16 protein-coding genes are annotated in these 18,206 nt (G+C 44.4%); 3 read left to right on the forward strand and 13 right to left on the reverse strand.

From position 1 onward, the window contains the following. Position 1: 1 nt before the first annotated feature. From B0I27_RS03050 to dcd, 6 genes are all read right to left on the reverse strand, one after another. Entirely contained in the window at positions 2-835 is an 834-nt protein-coding gene (locus tag B0I27_RS03050; protein WP_106291325.1) for an amidohydrolase family protein, read from the reverse strand. A gap of 2 nt (positions 836-837) precedes the next feature. Continuing rightward, positions 838-2,100 carry an L-fucose:H+ symporter permease gene (gene fucP / locus B0I27_RS03055; RefSeq protein ID WP_106291327.1) on the reverse strand — a complete coding sequence of 421 codons (1,263 nt, stop codon included), beginning with the start codon at positions 2,098-2,100 and terminating at the stop codon, positions 838-840. A 58-nt stretch (positions 2,101-2,158) separates the two neighbouring features. After that, complete coding sequence (locus B0I27_RS03060; protein WP_181276662.1) at positions 2,159-4,624, reverse strand: TonB-dependent receptor domain-containing protein; 2,466 nt, start codon at positions 4,622-4,624, stop codon at positions 2,159-2,161. 77 nt (positions 4,625-4,701) lie between these two features. After that, positions 4,702-4,998: an ATP-dependent Clp protease adaptor ClpS gene (locus B0I27_RS03065; RefSeq protein WP_106291331.1), complete on the reverse strand. Its 297-nt coding sequence runs from the start codon at positions 4,996-4,998 to the stop codon at positions 4,702-4,704. A gap of 73 nt (positions 4,999-5,071) precedes the next feature. After that, positions 5,072-7,768: a carboxypeptidase-like regulatory domain-containing protein gene (locus tag B0I27_RS03070; protein ID WP_106291333.1), complete on the reverse strand. Its 2,697-nt coding sequence runs from the start codon at positions 7,766-7,768 to the stop codon at positions 5,072-5,074. A 65-nt stretch (positions 7,769-7,833) separates the two neighbouring features. Beyond that, positions 7,834-8,370, reverse strand: coding sequence for a dCTP deaminase (gene dcd / locus B0I27_RS03075; RefSeq protein ID WP_106291335.1), 537 nt, complete (start codon positions 8,368-8,370; stop codon positions 7,834-7,836). 205 nt (positions 8,371-8,575) lie between these two features. Here dcd and B0I27_RS03080 point away from each other — a divergent pair, with 205 nt between their 5' ends. Both B0I27_RS03080 and lipB read left to right on the forward strand, forming a co-directional pair. Then, positions 8,576-9,280: a 4'-phosphopantetheinyl transferase family protein gene (locus tag B0I27_RS03080; protein WP_106291337.1), complete on the forward strand. Its 705-nt coding sequence runs from the start codon at positions 8,576-8,578 to the stop codon at positions 9,278-9,280. Further along, a complete protein-coding gene (gene lipB / locus B0I27_RS03085) occupies positions 9,270-9,974 on the forward strand; it encodes a lipoyl(octanoyl) transferase LipB (protein WP_106291339.1) in 705 nt (234 codons plus the stop codon). Before B0I27_RS03080 ends, lipB begins: the two co-directional genes overlap by 11 nt. 11 nt (positions 9,975-9,985) lie before the next feature. Here the strand turns inward: lipB and B0I27_RS03090 are convergent, their stop codons facing one another. Then, positions 9,986-11,131 (reverse strand): methionine aminotransferase, encoded by a 1,146-nt coding sequence (locus tag B0I27_RS03090; RefSeq protein ID WP_106291341.1) that lies wholly within the window; start codon positions 11,129-11,131, stop codon positions 9,986-9,988. A 167-nt stretch (positions 11,132-11,298) separates the two neighbouring features. Here B0I27_RS03090 and B0I27_RS03095 point away from each other — a divergent pair, with 167 nt between their 5' ends. Continuing rightward, positions 11,299-12,471 carry an aldose epimerase family protein gene (locus B0I27_RS03095; RefSeq protein ID WP_106291343.1) on the forward strand — a complete coding sequence of 391 codons (1,173 nt, stop codon included), beginning with the start codon at positions 11,299-11,301 and terminating at the stop codon, positions 12,469-12,471. A gap of 97 nt (positions 12,472-12,568) precedes the next feature. On the opposite strand, the gene groL is transcribed toward B0I27_RS03095, so the two are convergent. The 6 genes from groL to B0I27_RS03125 form a co-directional block, all read right to left on the reverse strand. Next, entirely contained in the window at positions 12,569-14,206 is a 1,638-nt protein-coding gene (gene groL, locus B0I27_RS03100) for a chaperonin GroEL (protein ID WP_106291345.1), read from the reverse strand. Between the two features lie 34 nt (positions 14,207-14,240). Further along, positions 14,241-14,516 carry a co-chaperone GroES gene (locus B0I27_RS03105; protein WP_106291347.1) on the reverse strand — a complete coding sequence of 92 codons (276 nt, stop codon included), beginning with the start codon at positions 14,514-14,516 and terminating at the stop codon, positions 14,241-14,243. 163 nt (positions 14,517-14,679) lie between these two features. Next, positions 14,680-15,027 (reverse strand): preprotein translocase subunit SecG, encoded by a 348-nt coding sequence (gene secG / locus B0I27_RS03110; RefSeq protein ID WP_106291349.1) that lies wholly within the window; start codon positions 15,025-15,027, stop codon positions 14,680-14,682. A gap of 9 nt (positions 15,028-15,036) precedes the next feature. Further along, the gene (locus tag B0I27_RS03115) at positions 15,037-16,422 is read right to left on the reverse strand and encodes a hypothetical protein (RefSeq protein WP_106291351.1); all 1,386 of its coding nucleotides are present in this window, start codon (positions 16,420-16,422) and stop codon (positions 15,037-15,039) included. A gap of 29 nt (positions 16,423-16,451) precedes the next feature. Next, entirely contained in the window at positions 16,452-16,958 is a 507-nt protein-coding gene (locus B0I27_RS03120) for an LptE family protein (protein ID WP_106291353.1), read from the reverse strand. Positions 16,959-16,966: 8 nt separating this feature from the next. Continuing rightward, on the reverse strand, positions 16,967-18,202 hold the full coding sequence (locus B0I27_RS03125) for a sigma-54 interaction domain-containing protein (protein WP_106291355.1): 1,236 nt from the start codon (positions 18,200-18,202) through the stop codon (positions 16,967-16,969). Between the last annotated feature and the right edge of the window lie 4 nt (positions 18,203-18,206).

The following is an 18,206-nucleotide window of genomic DNA, read 5'->3' on the forward strand; positions in this document are numbered from 1 at the left end:
ATTAATCTATAGCGTAAAAACGAGCAGCGTTGCCACCCCAAAATAATGCTTGCTGGTCTGCCGAAAACTGAGACACATAGCTTTTTACCATGTCAGTAGCAGCAGAATAACCACCGGCTACATTACATACCGGCCAATCGGAGCCAAACATGAGTCGCTCAATGCCAAAAGAATCAAATATAACATCGAGGTACGGATAGAAGTCTTCATTCTTCCAGTTCTGCCAATCTGCCTCAGTGACCATTCCCGACACTTTGCAATAAACATTTTGGTTTTTTGCCAACTCTTTTATGCCCGGAACCCAGTCATCTTTAGCTCCGTTCTGGATTTCCGGCTTCGCTATGTGATCCAACACAAAACTTTGCTCCGGAAACGAAGCGCATAACTCTGAAGAATAGAATAATTGGTCTCTGAAAATTAAAAGATCGTAAGTAAATCCGAACTTCTTTAAAAGCCCAATTCCCCGCTTAAATGCGGGTTCCAGCATCAAAGCCCGATTCGATTCGCCTTGTAAAACATGCCGAAATCCTCGCATGACTTTGTATTGGCTATAGAATTGCAGGGTTTCATCGATGTTTTCCGCCTGGAGGTCAACCCACCCCACGATTCCTTTGATGAAAGGATGCATAGACGCAAGTTCTATCAGGAAAGCGTTATCCGCTTCAGATTGGTCTGATTGCACTGCAATACAGCCATCTATGGATTGCTTATCAAGCTCAGTCTTCAGGTCTTCTGGAAGAAAATCACGCTGAATTGCACGCATGTTATCGTCAATCCATGCATCTCGCACTGGATCAAAACGCCAGAAATGCTGATGAGAATCTATTTTTAACATATCTATTTATTTTCAGTTGATATTTTATGTCCTTTAATACCAAAATACAAAATGAACAGAAAGCATAAAATAGGTACGATATAAGCAACTTGAATACTTCCTGTCTGGTCAGATATGTATCCCATAATTGTTGGGATAATAGCACCGCCTATAATGGCCATTACCAGGAACGAGGATGCAATTTTAGTTTCTTCACCGAGCCCTTTAATGCCTAAGGCAAATATCGTAGGGAACATAATAGACATGAAGAAAGGAACTACCGACAGCGCGTAAAGAGCTACGCTACCCTCAAAGGCGACGGAAACTATCAGAAGCAAAATGCTGATGACCGAATAAAGGCTCAATAACTTGGCTGCTTTGACGTACCGCATCAGGAAAGTCCCGACGAAACGGCCGACCATAAAACCTACCATTGCCAACGAGCCCCATATAAACGCCGCGTCCCTTTCGTTGACATCGGCTACGAATTTGGCATATCTTATGAAAAAGCTACCGATTCCAACCTGTGCACCTACATAAAGTAACTCAGCAAATACTGCCCAGGAAAGGTGTTTATGCCGCAATACTTTCACAGAAAAGCTTGAAGGAGCTCCGTGCAGTTCGCTATCATCTGCTTTAACTTCCGGCAGTTTAACAGCGAGAAACAGGATAATCAACAAGGCCACAATTCCAGCTATGATGAGATAGGGTATCTTAACACTATCTGCCTCATATTGAAGATACTGGTTTAGCTGAGTTGCCGTCATTGCACTTAACTCTTCCGGTGTATGTTCAATGCCGGATAGGATCACCTGCCCACCCACAATAGGTGCCAAAAATGCCCCTACACCATTAAAAGACTGTGCAAAGTTTAGTCGTTGTTCAGAGGTGTCCTTATCTCCAAGAACGGAAATGTAGGGGTTTGCCACAGTTTCCAAAAACGTCGCACCGCTTGCAATGATGAAGAATGCAGTGAGAAAGAAGATGTAATCTCTGGAAGAAGCGGCTGGAATAACCAATAAGGCGCCAATCACATATAACACTAATCCGGTGATAATACCTTTTTTATAGCCAAACTTATGCATGAACAAACCTGCTGGTATAGCAATGACAAAATATGCCACGGCTACAGCAACGTCAATATAGGATGACTGGGTGTCATTTAATTGTAGTGCCTTCCGCAAATGAGGAATGAGTATGGGATTTATGTTGTGTAACAGAGCCCATAAAAAGAATAAAGAAGTAACAAGGATAATTGGAATGAGGTATTGATTTCTCTTAGCCATTTAACAATAATTGAATTTATAAGAAAGTTTATGGGCCCAAATGTATACAATAAACTGACTAAAATTCTTCACCTGATGTATCAATTTGCTGTTCTTCCTGTTTCCTCTTCCTTTGTTGATTGTCTGAATTACCAAACCGATAGCTAAACGTCAGTGTACTCATTCTGCCCATCATCCGTCTTCTGAATTCCCTGTTGAAGTCTGCAGTCTCAGTGATTCCTCCCCATCTTCGGCTGTTGAAGATGTCTCGCATGTTAAATGACACACTACCCTTTTTCCTCAGCACATCCAGCTTCAGTGCTGCGTCCGTACCGAATACTTCCCTTCCGCGGCCCTGAGCCGTTACTCGTCTGGCCATATATTCCATGTTGATTTGAGCCGACAGGCTTGGTAGTATCTGCGCATTTGCCATCAGTTTTGCATTCCAATTGATACCATCATTGCTGGCTATATTAAGCTCTTCACTGCCGGAAAAATTATTATAAAAAAAGTTTAAATTTCCGGTGACGTTGAAACCCTTAAAAAGATCAGCTTTAGATATCAGCTCCAGTCCTGTAGCTCGGTTTCTTGCAAGATTGGCAAATTGGGTGAGGGTAGTGGTACTGTCTACGCGCTGCTGAATACCCTGAACGACATCATTCACCTGTCTGAAGTAGAGAGATGAGGTAAAGGTTACAGCTTTCCAGTATTTCATATGACTAAATTCAAAGGAATGGATATCCTCAGGTCTTAGATTGGGATTACCTACACGAATATTGTTGGGATCGGCGATGTCTCTGAACGGGTTGATCTGCCATCCCCTCGGGCGATTAACCCGGCGTGTATAGCTTAACTGCAACTGGTTGTCATTCTTTAATTTTTGTGTTAAGAAGAGGCTGGGATAGATGCGGAAATAGTCCAGTTTCCCTTCAGCCATAGCTGGCTCCAGAGATGCCGGATCCAGGCTTTTATAAACAGTGTTCAGGTTAGCCTGCTCGGCCCTTAGCCCAAACTGGAAGCCAAATTTTTCCGTGATCTGATTCTGGTAGTTTCCGTATAAGGCATGCACCTGATCGTCCATGTCGAAGTCGTTGGTAAGAAAGTAGTCTCGCTCAAAACCCTGTGTTAGGCGGTTAAACCTGTCAGAAACCTGCGACTCTGTATTTTTCCGCAAGCTTCCCCGGTACCCTGCTTCCAGCTTTTGATTACTATTGAAAGGTAAAATATAATCAATCTGAAAGTTGTAGTTATCCCGGCTTTGCCCGTTTGCAGTGGTTCTGCGATCCAGCGTATCCTTTAGCATTCCTCCGAAAGTGTAAAAGTCCTGATTGAAAAACTGGTTTTCATCCTCGGTGCTTCTTCCGTAGGAAAGGTTGGCGGAGAGTTCTTCCCCTTGGCGGGCGAATTTTCTGATAAAGTCCAGGCTCAGATCGTAACCCTTGTCTTTCTCCGTTTCATCTGCACTTCTAAAGCTTGTGCCATCAAGGACACTTGAATAATTCTGATAAAGGTAATTGATATTTTCGGTGTCGTCTCCCGACCGGTAATTTACGTTTCCTGAAACTCCAAGAGTAGTTTTGTCATTTATATAGTAATCCAGACCAAGTTTTGCAGTATTCCCCGCATTGTGACGGTTCGATGAAGTTGTATTGTTTAGAACACTGTTGTTGTCTAGAAAATAAGTGTTGTTAAAGCCTGAACCCTCCCGGTTTGAATAGCGATAGCTATGGTTCCCATATAGATTTATCTTGCCATCGCGATAGCTTAAATTCGTATTTACGTTATAATTATCCAGCGTTCCGGCAGAAACAGAAAATCCACCATTGAAACCTACCCGTTGATTTTTCTTCAGAATGATGTTGATAATTCCCGTTTGTCCCTCAGCATCATATTTTGAAGACGGATTGGTGATAAGCTCAACCGTCTCTATTGAACTCGCCGGGAGGGATTGCAGCAGACTGGCGATATCTCCACCTCCTATAGCGGAGGGACGGCCGTCAATAAGAATGCGCACATTGCTTGTTCCGCGAAGACTAACATTGCCATCAATGTCTACAGATAGGGTCGGAACGTTCTCCAGAATGTCAGTGGCTGATCCTCCGGCACTGACCAGGTTCTGCTCGACGCTAAACACCTTGCGATCCACGCCCAACTGTATTGTGCTTTTTTTCGCCTCAACCACCACTTCTTTCAGCACGCTAGCCTTTCCCATAGCTAGTTTTAGGATTCCCAGATTAACGTCCGGCTTTGGTTGAGTCAGGGAGATACCTTCTCTGTCCAGGGGTTGATACCCGAGGAAGGAAACCTTAAGGGTGTAAGTCCCCAAAGGAAGAGCTCTAAAAGCAAAGCTTCCGTCGGCAGCAGACTGCCCCCCCTTTACTGTCTTTCCGCTTACTGCATCAACAAGAGCCAGCGACGCGAAATCAACCGGTTTGCCGCTCACAGCGTCGGCCACTTTCCCGCTAATGACTCCATTTGCCCCAGTTTGTGCAAAAAGAACATTCGCGACGGAGAGTAAAAAAAAAATAATTCCTAATGATCTCATAAATAGCCTATTCATATCAAAACGCAGGATGCAAAGAAAGGTGATTTGAAAATGAATAGATCCTGGTAACTATTTTATTACTCGACGCTTACGGTGAGGCCTTCTTGCTTAAGGATTTTTCTATAAACCTCTACTTCCGTAAAGGAACCTTCCAGAATAGCGCATTTCCCATCAGTGTGTACAGTCCAGGCTATTTTTTCAGCCTGTTTTTCAGAGTAATCCAGATACTTGATCAGGCACGATATCACGTGCTCAAAAGTGTTAACTTCGTCATTCCAGAGTATTAACTTACGGCTGGGCCTTAGCCCGGCTAATACTTCTTTCAGAGTAAAACTCTCCACTTCAGTCTCTGTTTCGGCAAAACGAATCTTCATAATAGCCAAATTTAGTGAAATATGGCTGTTTTTGAAAGTTGAATAGACCCAAAAGGTTAACTGCTGAATTGCTCTATTTGACCGTGTACTTGAAAATTTTTCTAAATAAGCCTCCTTTGCCGTCGAGCCCTTCCGCAACGACCTTGTATACTCCAGGGTTGTCAGACGTAAAATAGCTCATCTGTGCCTCTCCCGATGCATTGCTGAGACTATTCGGTACCCATAATATCGTGGTCCGAAGATCAGGCAGGGATTTATTGGTGTCAGGACTATCATATTTTGGAGAGTAAAATTGCCGCGCTATATGGTAGCCTCGGGGATTATAAGTAATGATTCCTGGCGTATAATTATTGTAAGAGTAATTAGGCTCGCCGCGTCTGGTGTTGATAACGAGTACGCCACCGCCACCTCGCATCCCATAGATAGCGGTATTTCCAATCGTTCTTAGCACTTCTACCGACTCCACGTCAAAGGGTTGAAGCATAGATAAGTATTCAGGCTCAACATACATCCCGTCAATAATGATCTGCATAGGGGTATTCATGCTTCTGGTAGAATATGCGATGCCGTTCTGAAATATAACCCCTGCGACAAGGCCCTGAAGACACTGCTCAAGAGTCACGCAGTTCTGCAATTTGTCCGCCGTAATAACTGCGTCTGCTCGCCCTGCGCCGTTCAGATTACTCGAGTTCTTGACCGGGGGCTTCTTTTCCGATACCCGCACTTCGTCGAGCACGATATTCCGCCTTACCAGCCCCAGTTTCCTCAGTTCAGTATATTCATCTCCTCTCACCCGTAGATATGGCAGTATCGATTCATTAACATTTAAGATGATCTCAGGACTATTTTTACTTTTGGTGACGAGTTGGGGAGGCACACGATCCAGTTCAATCTCCACATGCTTTTTGTCTTTCGCATTTCGTGCCTGAATAACAAAGCGGGTGCTGTCCGTAAAATTTAAATTGTCGAAGCTGAACCGCCCATCCGGCCCTGTAAGCGTGTCGAGGAGAATTCCGCTGCCTTTAGATGCCAGCATCATTACCTTGCCATTTGCTACCGGCTTACCACCGGGCGTCTTAACAGTTCCGCTGATGGATATCCCCGTCTCAGGCTGGAAGACGACGCCGGGTAAGGTGCCGGCCAAAGTGTTTTTCCATGTGAACCTGCTCCATCCCTGCGTCATCATTAGAAGATCCAGATGACGGTCTTTTGCCTCGCTTACAGAAGAAAAGTAATAGTTCGGCTTCTCAATGTAGCCTTTCAAATCTGAACTCAAAAGAAGGTTGGACAGGATAGTGGTCTCATCATCCTCATCACAGGGGATCTTGCTTTCGTTTATCACAGCCAGCGAAAAGGCGCTGGCCACAGGTGCTTTCGCGCTATCCTGAACCATAATAGACATGTCCACTTTTTCTCTAAGTCCATATGTGGGTTTATTATTCGTTATGCTCATTTCAAGAGACGGCGCGTGACGAATAAAGACCAGTCTCTCTGCCACTGGTTGAAAGTCTTCTGAAAATAGGGTCAGACGCACTATCCCTGTTGGGAATCTGCTCTTGGGTATCGAGGCAGCCATATTTCCCTGGCTCAACGTGTTTCGCCCAACAAACTTTATCACTCCGTTTGACTCGGCAATTAAAGTCACCCGAGAGGCAGCTGTCAGGCCGGTATTCACAGAGATGCTGACGTTCAAATTAGCATCATCTTCGTTGTTCACAAACAAATTATATCCGGATGTCTGTGCGGCTGGCAGTTTAAAGCTTTTTTCAGATCCATCTTCAAGAGTGACAAAGGCTGTGTAAGTTCTGCCTGGAGAGGGTTTGAAAATGAAAGTACCCATTCCCGCGTGCTCGGTTTTAAATTCCTTGATTACAACACCACTGTCATCTCTCAATACGCCCGAAATAGACCGGCTTAATCCATCAGGAGCCACAGCTTTGAAAGCAACCCTTCCACGAAGACCTTCAATAAGTTGTCCGCTCTCAGGAAAGAACTGCACGTCAACTTCTGCATTAGTCGATTTAATGATGAAAGATTTATTCTGGAATGCCTTGTCTCCCGTGGCAATCTGGGTGGAGATTCTGCCAGACTTCAGCAAAAACGATTGTTTGTTCGTAAACTCGATGGTCAGCCTGCCGCTCTGGTCTGTTACGCCTTTCCCCTTTGATATTACCCGGCTATTTAGTTCGATACTATAGCTCACCTCACGCGAGGAAACTGCATTGCCTTCGTGGTCTTTATACAGAATGTCGGCCTTGACATGTTCATCTGTGCCGGATTTGCTGAAGGTATAACTCACAGCGGCATTAATCTGATTGGGCATGGATCTGCCGATTTTGATCACCTTGTCGAAGTAATATTCTTCGCCAAAGTTGCGCATCCAGTTGGTGTAAGCCCTCAGCCGGTAATTGCCTTCAGTTAGTGAGTCTGTCAAAACCATATCTCCCCAGGCTAAACCCAAAACAGCAGGAATGCGGAGCGACTTCTTTACAGAATCGCGATCATTGATAAGATCTACATACAAGATCTTGCTCAGGTTTGAGAGTTCATTTTTTTCCGAATTTACAATGTACCCTTTCAACCAGAGGCTGTCACCAACCACATAATACGGCTTGTCGGTATGGATATGGACTTTTTCCTGAGGATAATCGCTTGAAATTTTCTGAAGTTTGCTGACCAGGCCATTCAAGGGATCCTCCTGTGCCGCCAACTTAAAACCTGTAGCAGAAAATAATATAAGAGCACAAAAGAGGATGGTGGAGCGCTTCATAACTGGGTTTAATTCTGACCCCAATTTAGTAATTAATACGCCCTTTCACGCAATAAAAGAGATACTTAGAACGTATTTTTCCACATCATGCTTTCAACAGGCCTGGTCGTTTTTCTACTGTATTTAGCATTGTCTTTGGTGTTGTATAAGGTCTCAATTTCACCCTCTACCACAAAGTAGATCAGCTGGCCGATCGGCATTCCCGGATAGATCTTCACCGGCTGCGTTACCGAAATTTCCAAAGTCCAGGTGTTACAAAATCCAACGTCACCCTTACCTGCCGTAGCATGAATATCGATTCCCAATCTGCCTGTACTCGACTTTCCTTCCAGAAAAGGAACATGACTATGCGTCTCGGTGTACTCCACGGTTACCCCCAGATAAAGTGTGTTCGGTTGAAGGACATAGCCGTCTTTCGGTATCTCAAAATGAAAGATTTCGTTATGTTCCCTTGCATCCAGAACCCTTCTGTTATACGTTGCCAGATATTTTCCAAGGTGTACGTCGTAGGAATTGGTTCCCAGGCACTCCCTTTTGAATGGCTCGATAATAATGCTTCCCTTTTCTATCTCTTCTAAAATGCGTTTGTCCGACAGGATCATATTTTGAAACTTTCGCCGAAATTAGCCATTATTTAGATTTTTTACCTAAATATTATGGCTTGTACTCAATATTGAAACCCTTTTGTCTTAATATTGTATATCCTCCATACAGGCTCTCAAGGGCGGTCTGTATGCCAGTGGCATTTTGCGCTTAAATAACGTGTGCTGCAACATCAGGTGCATCAAATAAAAATAAAATCATAGAATGGGACTAGCTTATCACAAGCAAATTGATTCTAAGACCAGCTTCGCAGTTTGGAAGATCGAGGAGTCAGCCGAAGATCTATATTCCCGCCTGCAATTAAATGACAGGGAGAACGCTTACCTCGACCGTTTAAATAGCGGAAAACGGAATCTGCACTGGCTAAGTACACGCAACCTCCTTCGTAAGATGTTAAACACCAGTCTGTATATCGACTGCCAGGTGGACGATCACGGGAAACCTTATCTGATTAATTTTCCGCACCATATATCATTCAGCCATTCTTTTGACTACGCTGCCGTTATGATCAGCGAAGATAAACCGGTGGGTATCGATATCGAGCTGGTAAAGAGTAAAATAACAAGAGTAGCGAAAAAGTTCATGTCGCCGGAAGAGCTTGCTTTTATCAATTCTGAAAATCAGATTCCGCATCTCTACACCTGTTGGTGCGCTAAGGAAGCGATCTATAAGCTTCATGGCAAGCCAAACGTGTCGTTCAAGGATCATATTCGTTTGCGTCCTTTCGATTACAAAGGGGAGGGATGTTTCCAAGCCACCTTGAAGACAGACGACGAAATGAGCTTTGATGTACACTATGAATGTTTTGCCGATTACATGATCGGTTATGTAGCTGGCTTTACGCCTGTCAACAACACTGGGGTAGCCTCATTACCATTAAAAGCAAATAAACTGTTTGATGAAAAATAATAGAGTAAACTTCCATGATTGGGGACTCGTAGATTATCAGGAGGCCTGGGACAGGCAGGAGAGTCTCTTTTCAGAAATTGTTGCTTTGAAAACCGCCAACAGGGATAATCAAACAACTACTCCCACACATAACCACCTCGTTTTCGTGGAGCATCCACATGTTTACACCCTGGGCAAGAGTGGAAAGCCCGAAAACCTGCTACTTGATGGGAAAGGGCTAGAAGAAAAGGCGGCCTCATACTACAAGATCAACAGGGGAGGAGATATCACCTATCATGGCCCCGGGCAGATAGTTGGCTACCCTATTATCGATCTGGATAATTTCTTCACAGACATCCATCTTTACCTGCGCACTCTGGAAGAAGCGGTCATTCAGACTCTTGCCTCTTACGGAATCCCGGCGGGCCGTTTCCCAGGCTACACCGGAGTATGGCTCGATGCCGATAACGAAAATGCAAGAAAGATCTGCGCAATGGGTGTCAGATGTAGCAGGTGGGTTACCATGCACGGGTTTGCTTTCAATGTAAATACAGATCTCGGATATTTCAAAAATATCGTGCCTTGCGGAATTGATGACAAAGACGTAACCTCCATGGCTCGCGAGCTGGGGCATTCTCTGGATATTGAAGAGGTTAAAGCAGTTTTGAAGGGAGAGATCGCCAAGTTGTTTAGCATGGAAATCATTAACCAGTAGGAGCAGTCTATCTAGACCTTTTGTAGCTTCTCCGCTGCTCTCTCCAAGGTCTCATCTTTCTTTGCAAAACAAAAGCGAACGATTCCAAAATCACTGCCCTTCGCGTAGAAAGCGGAAACAGGAATAGCAGCGACACCAAACTCAGTCGTCAGACGTCTTGCAAACTCAGTATCTCTTTCACCTGAAATACGATCAAACCGCGCAGTCTGGAAATATGATCCTTCGCATTCAAGCAACTTAAACCGGCTTCCCTGCATTAATTCAGCAAAGAAGTCCCGCTTGGCCTGATAAAATGCACTCAGTCCCTCATAATGCGATTCGTCTGCTAGATAGTTCGCAATCGCATGTTGCACGGGAGTGTTTACACTAAAAACCTGATACTGATGAACTTTTCTAAATTCATCCGTGAGCGTTGCAGGTGCCATGCAATATCCGGTCTTCCATCCCGTGTTATGAAATAACTTGCCGAAGGAGGCGCATATTAAACTTCTCTCCTGCAATTCAGGATACCTGGCCATACTCAAATGTTGCCGCCCGTCGTAAATCATATGCTCATATACCTCGTCGCTCAGTATTAGTATGTCGGTATTGCGGGTAATGGCGATAAGCTCCTGAATATCTTCTTCTTTTAAAGTAGTTCCCGTCGGATTCTGAGGCGTATTCAGTATGATCATGCGCGTGTGGGCGGAGATCAGCTTCCGTACTGCCTTCCAGTCGATCTTATAGATGGGCGGACTCAATTCGTAAGACTTTACAAAGCCTCCGACTAATTTAACCGCCGGTGCATATGAATCATACGCGGGGTCAAAAACGATAACTTCATCGTTTGGATGAACCAGCGCGGCAATAGCGGTAAATATCGCCTGTGTCCCTCCCGCAGTAACCGTTACTTCAGTTTCCGGATCATAGCTGGCTCCATACAACCTGTTTACCTTCTCTGAAATGCGCTCCCGCAGCATATCTACACCTGCCATCGGTGCATACTGGTTATGTCCTGCTCTCATGTGCTTGTTTACCAGGTTGATGAGCTCCGGATTGCAGTCGAAATCAGGATATCCCTGAGAAAGATTAATAGCGCCGCTTTCATGCGCAAGCTTCGACATTACGGTAAATATGGTAGTGCCCGAAGAAGGTAGCTTAGAGGTAAGATGTATCATCAGGGCTAAAATAGCAGGAAATGGCCTTTTCTTCAAGAAATATCATCACATATGCAGCTGAAATTATGCACAATTTCAGCCTCTATTAAATGATCAAACCTGCGGGTTAATATATTAAAAAAGTTAAATTTGATGCTGAACTACAAATTTAAATCACTTTATACGAAATGAAAATCCAACTAAAAACACCCTGGCTTTATGCGGCGTGCCTTCTTGCGATGGGCGCATGCGCGAATTCCACAAATCAAAACCAAACCACTGATATGACTGATAGTACACAGGCGGTTATCCCTGCCAAAGAGTCTTTCCAATCGACCATAGATGGAAAGAAAACTGATCTCTACATTCTAAAGAATAAAAACAATGTGCAAGCGGCGATAACAAACTACGGCGGCCGCCTGGTCAGCCTGCTGGTACCCGACAAGAGCGGTAAGTTTCTGGATGTTATTGCCGGCTTTGACAATGTGGACGATTATACCAAAGGTCCTGACACCTACTTCGGTGCAACCATCGGCCGTTTCGGTAACCGTATCGCTAAAGGGAAGTTTAGTATTGATGGAACTGAATACACTCTGGCCACCAACAACGGAGCAAACCATCTTCACGGAGGTCCTAAAGGGTTCTCAAGGGTGATATGGGATGCTAAGCAGACGGCCGAAAACCAGCTTGAGTTAAGCTACCTGTCAAAAGACGGCGAAGAAGGCTATCCAGGCAACCTCACTGTAAAGGTGACTTATACATTAACTGACGATAACGAAGTAAAGATTGATTACCTGGCAACTACAGACAAGAAAACTGTTGTGAACCTGACAAACCACTCATTCTTCAACCTGAACGGAATAGCCAGTGGATCAATCAACGAGCACCTGCTTCAAATCAATGCCGAGGAATTTACGCCAGTAGACTCTACCCTGATTCCTACAGGAAAGAATGAGAAAGTGGAGGGAACCCCGTTCGACTTCAGAAAACCTGTAACTATCGGATCCCGGATTGATGCTGACCATATTCAGTTGAAATACGGAAACGGCTATGATCATAACTTCGTACATGCAAACAAGAAATCGGCTAACCTGGAAACTCTGGCTATCGCTACGGGTGACAAGTCGGGCATCGTAATGGAGGTACTTAGCAATGAGCCCGGAGTACAATTCTACGGAGGGAACTTTCTTGAAGGCGGCAACACCTTAAAACAAGGTATCAAAGATGAGTTTAGAACATCGTTCTGTCTTGAAACTCAGCACTTCCCTGATTCGCCGAACCAGCCTAACTTTCCATCAACTCTTCTGAATCCTGGAGATACATACAAAACTACAACGGTTTATAAGTTTACCGCCAAATAATCAAATCGGCTGCAATTACAAAAAGAAAGCCCTGACGCGTATCGCATCAGGGCTTTATATTTATAGTGTATCGAAAGATACAGACTAATGATGTTGATTACATCATGCCGCCCATACCGCCACCCATCGGAGGCATACCAGCACCGCCTTTTTCCTCTTCAGGATCATCAGCAAGTACAACCTCTGTAGTTAACAGCATAGCAGCGATAGAAGCAGCGTTCTCTAATGCTACACGACCAACCTTTGTAGGATCGATAACACCAGCACCGATTAAGTTTTCGTAAACATCAGTACGAGCATTGTAACCGAAGTCAGCAGTTCCTTCTTTTACTTTTTGAACAACGATAGAACCTTCGATTCCAGCGTTCTCGCAGATCTGGCGAAGAGGCTCTTCGATAGCGCGACGAATGATCTGAATACCGGTGTTTTCGTCCTCGTTAGCACCCTTAAGGTCAGCTAAAGCAGCAACCGCACGGATAAACGCAACACCACCACCAGCAACGATACCTTCTTCAACCGCAGCACGGGTTGCATGTAAAGCATCATCAACGCGGTCTTTCTTCTCTTTCATCTCTACTTCAGTAGCAGCACCTACGTAAAGAACGGCAACACCACCAGCTAATTTAGCCAGACGCTCCTGCAATTTCTCGCGGTCGTAGTCAGAAGTAGTTGCGTCAATCTGAGATTTGATCTGTGCAACACGAGCTTTGATATCATCAGAGCTACCAGCGCCATTGATCACAGTAGTATTGTCTTTGTCAATAACTACTTTCTCAGCCTGTCCTAAGTAAGTGAGATCAGCATTTTCCAGCTTGTAACCTCTTTCTTCAGAAATAACAGTACCACCAGTTAAGATAGCGATGTCTTCCAGCATAGCTTTACGACGGTCACCAAATCCTGGAGCCTTCACAGCAGCAACTTTCAGAGATCCACGGATCTTATTCACTACAAGTGTAGCAAGAGCTTCACCATCTAAATCTTCAGCAATGATCAATAGAGGCTTACCAGTCTGAACTTGTTTTTCCAATACAGGAAGTAACTCTTTCATGCTGCTGATCTTCTTGTCGTAGATCAGGATGTAAGGGTTCTCTAGTTCAACTTCCATTTTATCAGAGTTGGTAACGAAGTATGGAGACAGGTAACCACGGTCAAACTGCATTCCTTCTACAGTCTTTACTTCAGTTTCAGTACCCTTAGCTTCTTCAACAGTGATCACACCGTCTTTGCCAACTTTAGCCATTGCTTCAGCGATCAAAGAACCGATAATCTCGTCGTTGTTTGCAGAGATAGAAGCAACCTGTTTGATCTTATTATTGTCTTCTCCAACAGTTTGCGACTGCTCTTTCAGATTAGCAACAACAGCAGTAACAGCCTTGTCAATACCACGTTTTAAATCCATCGGATTTGCGCCCGCGGCAACGTTTTTAACACCTGCAGTAACGATAGCCTGAGCCAGTACAGTAGCAGTTGTAGTTCCGTCACCTGCAATATCAGCAGTTTTAGAAGCTACTTCCTTCACCATCTGAGCACCCATGTTCTCAAGGGGATCTTTCAGGTCAATTTCTTTTGCAACAGTTACACCGTCTTTTGTGATCGCAGGTGAACCGAATTTTTTATCAATAATAACGTTACGACCTTTTGGTCCTAACGTAACCTTTACTGCGTTAGCTAATGTGTCAACACCTTTTTTCAGGGCGTCGCGCGCTTCAACATTGTATTTAACTTGTTTTGCCATTTCTATTGAATTATTTTAATAAATAATTTAGGGATTATAAAATCGCGTAGATATCAGATTCACGCATAATCAAATATTCCTTACCTTCATAGGTAATCTCAGTACCGGCATATTTGCCATATAAAACCTCGTCTCCAACTTTGACAGTTAAAGGCTCGTCTACTTTACCACCACCAACTGCAACGACAGTACCTCTTTGAGGTTTTTCCTTTGCGGTATCCGGAATGTAGATACCAGATGCTGTTTTCTCTTCAGCAGGAGCAGCTTCAACTACTACTCTATCTGCGATTGGTTTAATATTTAATGCCATTTTTAATGAATATTAGTTTTGCCCTTAAGCAGTCAGATTCTATGCCAAAGGCTCAAACGGTGTCATGCTGTCAGTGTTGTCAGCTAAGCCCTGAAAAAATGTTCTGAAACGAAAAAAGACTGCATCCTTGCGGTGCAGCCTTTCTCTATGGGAATAATGCTTGTTATCTTTTTGAAGTGTCAGGCAAGCCTGGAAGTGGAGTTGCTGCCGGGGCAACAGGAGCCGGAGCGTTCGATCCTTTGTTAATCTGATTTTGAATCTCCTGAGCTTCTCTGCTCTGAGACGCCCCCTGAGGAACAACTACGTTAGCAAATAATACAAGTACCATCAGGCTGATTGTCAAGATCCAGGTTCCCTTTTCCAGGAAGTCTCCGGTTCTTTGCACACCCATAATATTGTTAGATCCAGCAAACCCGGAAGTCAATCCTCCGCCTTTTGGCTCCTGAATTAAAATGATCAATCCCAAAAGGATACAGATGATAATGGCAACAATGATGATAACGTAAAACATATCTTATAATTAGCTGATTCTCTTTTCTAAATTCTGAATTTGGCTTGCAAAGTAACTACTTTTATCCGGATATTTCAAACTTAATTTCCTGTACGTCTCAATTGCTTTGTCGAAGAGCATCTGATCCGTATATATTTTAGCTAAGGTTTCCGAAACCAGCTCCAGATTGTCTTCCGAACTTTTCCTGGCCTTGTTCTCCGTATCGACCTTTGCGGTGCTTGGAGGCTTGATCTGTGGTTCTTCCTTAATGAATTTCTCAATAATAATATCTTCCTTTCGCTTTAACTCAAACTCAACCGTTGCGTTCGCGGCAATCGTGTTCAACTCCGGCTGAATATGGAAAATATTCTCGATGATTTGCTGGTTCAGCAGGGGCGAAGCTACCGCTGTGCTAGTTCTTCTGCCAGGTGCTTTTGGCGCATAAGGCTGATAGGTCTCCTCAAACTCCTTACGGGTTTTATGTAACCACCATAAGAAACTGTAAGGAAGGGAATCATCGTCGTATCTGGACACCTCCTCTTTTTCTTTCTCAGCCAAAGGCTCTTTTTTTACAGCGCTTAGCTCTGTCTTAAGGGGGTCGATGGCAGATTTGTTAAATGTAAAGTAGTCGGATGACGCGATGCTTTCTACCGCTACATGATTCGCCGCCGCTTCTTCTTGCAGGGCCTCTTCCGCTGCTTCCTGAACCGGAAGTTCAGATTCAGGGATCACCGTTTCAATAAGTTCATCAGGATCTTGTTCAACCCAATCGTCCCCTGCCGTTGGTTCTTCCTGAACAGCTTCTTCGACGGTGCTTTCTGCAACGGAAAGTTTCGCAGGCGAATCCTGCTCGCTGCTAAGTTCTTCCGACTCGTCTTGTTCTATATATTCTTCTATCAGCAGATCGTCTGTGCGTTCTTTGGGCGCAGATCCTGTCTCGTTATCTTGCTCCTCAATCGTCCCTTCCTGTCCAAATTCTGACCTTTCCGCCTCTACAAACTCCTCTATATCTGATTCGTGTCCTTCAATTGCTGCCGCCTCTGTTTCCGGGGTAACCGTTTCTATATCATGATACACTACTTCTCTCGCAATGGTTGGTGCCGAAAGTTCAGGCAGGCGGATATCTTCGCTTTCGTCTGACAAGTCAAAGTCCGGCTGGAAATACTGCGGTTCGTTCATGAACCGGTAAAGTACATCCCTTCTGGGAGCATATAGGGAAGCCTTTTTTAGATAACTTTCATAAGTGGACTGATCCTCCGTGCGCAATGCAGAGGCATGTGCAAAATGTAGCGGCTGACAGTAAGGAAACTTTAAAACAAGGTATTTCAGTGCCGCCCTGTCTGCGTCCGTCCACTTTTCCGAGGGCGACAAAAACTTTAAAAATTCCTTGTTTCCTGATGCCTGAAGTTTTTCCACGTTGTTTCGTTAAAGAGTAAATGCTTTGATTACCAGTTTGCAAAAGCCTTATTGAAGATATCTTCAGTAAGTAATTGATTGATCTCACGTATGGCAGACTGTTCCTGCGCCTGTACGTTACTTCCCGGTAGCTCCTTAAAACGCGTAAAGGATTGTTCAAAGCTGTTTTCATCATCGACGGAATTTACATATTTGACCTGAACCGTAATGCTGATCCGTGTCGCCTCTGCAATTTCATTGCCGGTTACGGCAACGGGTCTGATGCTGTAATCTGTTATCCTTCCTTCAAAGTTTCCATCTCCATTATCCCTGGTGATGCTGAGGCTCGACTGATTTCTGATCCTTTCTTTAAGCGCTTCAGTGAACTGCTGACTTAATCCAGGAACCACCAATGGCGCACTGTTTTCAAAAAACTGTACAGAGACGGTTTTCATTCCCTCAGTCGAAGCTCCCGTAAAAGAGTATATTCCGCACGACTGAAATTGTAATAACAGCGGAATAAGAAAGAGGTAAGTTCTTTTCAATAATACGTTCATGTACTTGCTTAATTCAGGTTCAACTCTTTTATCTTCCTGTACAGGGTACGCTCAGAAATACCAAGCTCATTGGCGGCAAGCTTACGCTTTCCCTTATGCTTTTTCAGTGCCTTCTTAATCAGGTCAGATTCTTTCTCTACCAGAGAAAGTGATTCTTCCACCTCTTCCGAATGCGGAACGTAGCTGAACTCGCTCTTCTTTTCTACTTCAGGCTTATGCAATACAAATGGTACTGCCGGAGCGATAGCCGGAAACTCGACATCCTGATACAGCTGCTTCACCATGTGGTGATTTTCAGCGATCGCCGCGGAGTTTCCTCCGCTCTTGATAATCTCCGCAACCAGCTTTTTTAATTCCAGCATATCACGTTTCATATCAAAAAGCACCTTATAGAGGATGTCCCTCTCAGAAAAATCCTCTTTAGCATCCTGTTTAATCCGCATAGGCAGATTGCTTGTCCCTGCTTCCTGTGGAATGTACTGGAGGATACTTTGCCCTGTCAGGTTTCTGTCCTTCTCCAAAACAGCGATCTGTTCAGCCACATTCTTCAGCTGACGCACATTTCCCGGCCAGCTGTAATTGGTCAGGATGTGTCTCGCTTCCGGATCAAGCTGAACCGAAGGACTTCTGTATTTATGTGTAAAGTCTGCAATAAACTTGCGAAACAATAGATAGATATCTTCTTTGCGCTCTCTTAACGGTGGAATTTTCAAGGGCACCGTACTCAAACGGTAGTAGAGGTCTTCCCTGAACTTACCGTTTTTAACTGCATCATAAACATCCACATTGGTAGCAGCAACCACACGTACGTCGGTCTTTTGTACTTTTGACGAACCCACACGAAGGTATTCACCCGATTCCAATATGCGAAGCAGTCGGGCCTGTGTCCCTATCGGGAGTTCCGCTACTTCATCCAGAAAGATCGTTCCCCCGTTTACCACCTCAAAATATCCCTTACGGGCTTCATGCGCACCAGTGAAGGACCCCTTTTCGTGACCAAATAGCTCGGAGTCGATTGTTCCTTCAGGTATCGCACCACAGTTTACAGCAATAAAAGCCCCATGCTTACGCGCACTCATCTGGTGGATAATGTGCGAAAATACTTCTTTCCCGCTACCGCTTTCTCCTGTGATTAACACAGAAATATCGGTTGGGGCAACCTGCCTTGCAATATCTATAGCACGGTTCAGCAAGGGCGAGTTGCCGATAATGCCAAACCGGTTTTTTATATCCTGTGTATCCATGTAT

Origin of the sequence: Arcticibacter pallidicorallinus (assembly GCF_003002875.1) — a bacterium.
Classification (GTDB): domain Bacteria; phylum Bacteroidota; class Bacteroidia; order Sphingobacteriales; family Sphingobacteriaceae; genus Arcticibacter; species Arcticibacter pallidicorallinus.

Coding starts and splice junctions, on each gene's coding strand:
- B0I27_RS03050 (WP_106291325.1), bottom strand. CDS start 835: ATGTTAAAAATAGATTCTCATCAGCATTTCTGGCGTTTTGATCCAGTG.
- fucP (WP_106291327.1), bottom strand. CDS start 2,100: ATGGCTAAGAGAAATCAATACCTCATTCCAATTATCCTTGTTACTTCT.
- B0I27_RS03060 (WP_181276662.1), bottom strand. CDS start 4,624: ATGAGATCATTAGGAATTATTTTTTTTTTACTCTCCGTCGCGAATGTT.
- B0I27_RS03065 (WP_106291331.1), bottom strand. CDS start 4,998: ATGAAGATTCGTTTTGCCGAAACAGAGACTGAAGTGGAGAGTTTTACT.
- B0I27_RS03070 (WP_106291333.1), bottom strand. CDS start 7,768: ATGAAGCGCTCCACCATCCTCTTTTGTGCTCTTATATTATTTTCTGCT.
- dcd (WP_106291335.1), bottom strand. CDS start 8,370: ATGATCCTGTCGGACAAACGCATTTTAGAAGAGATAGAAAAGGGAAGC.
- B0I27_RS03080 (WP_106291337.1), top strand. CDS start 8,576: ATGGGACTAGCTTATCACAAGCAAATTGATTCTAAGACCAGCTTCGCA.
- lipB (WP_106291339.1), top strand. CDS start 9,270: ATGAAAAATAATAGAGTAAACTTCCATGATTGGGGACTCGTAGATTAT.
- B0I27_RS03090 (WP_106291341.1), bottom strand. CDS start 11,131: ATGATACATCTTACCTCTAAGCTACCTTCTTCGGGCACTACCATATTT.
- B0I27_RS03095 (WP_106291343.1), top strand. CDS start 11,299: ATGAAAATCCAACTAAAAACACCCTGGCTTTATGCGGCGTGCCTTCTT.
- groL (WP_106291345.1), bottom strand. CDS start 14,206: ATGGCAAAACAAGTTAAATACAATGTTGAAGCGCGCGACGCCCTGAAA.
- B0I27_RS03105 (WP_106291347.1), bottom strand. CDS start 14,516: ATGGCATTAAATATTAAACCAATCGCAGATAGAGTAGTAGTTGAAGCT.
- secG (WP_106291349.1), bottom strand. CDS start 15,027: ATGTTTTACGTTATCATCATTGTTGCCATTATCATCTGTATCCTTTTG.
- B0I27_RS03120 (WP_106291353.1), bottom strand. CDS start 16,958: ATGAACGTATTATTGAAAAGAACTTACCTCTTTCTTATTCCGCTGTTA.
- B0I27_RS03125 (WP_106291355.1), bottom strand. CDS start 18,202: ATGGATACACAGGATATAAAAAACCGGTTTGGCATTATCGGCAACTCG.